Origin of the sequence: Streptomyces sp. P9(2023), from assembly GCF_032436795.1 — a bacterium.
Lineage (GTDB): Bacteria > Actinomycetota > Actinomycetes > Streptomycetales > Streptomycetaceae > Streptomyces.
The window spans coordinates 1-258 of sequence record NZ_JAUPWM010000624.1; the positions used below are offsets into that span (position 1 = coordinate 1).

Below are 258 nucleotides of genomic sequence, written 5' to 3' on the forward strand. Positions count from 1 at the left end.
TTTAAAAAACCTGGGGAGCTTTTCATACAACCTTTCATTCAATGAAATTACGGGGATATTTTTGTAATCACCTTCAGCAATACCATCAGGAGGCACTTGTCCAGACACGACCTTAACTTTATAGCCCAGTTGACTAAGCGTTACACAATTACCATAAATTCTTTTAGCTGCAGCGCCACCTTTTGGAAAACTATAAGGCCCGACATAAACGGCTAACTTATTTTGCTCAGTCATATACTTTCCAAACCGTCCGCATCA

1 protein-coding gene is annotated in these 258 nt (G+C 39.9%); it reads right to left on the reverse strand.

Annotation, left to right across the window (positions count from 1 at the left end; all coding sequences use genetic code 11):
• A partial coding sequence (locus Q5762_RS38935; protein WP_315897044.1) for a hypothetical protein occupies positions 1-234 on the reverse strand: 234 nt, incomplete at its 3' end.
• Between the last annotated feature and the right edge of the window lie 24 nt (positions 235-258).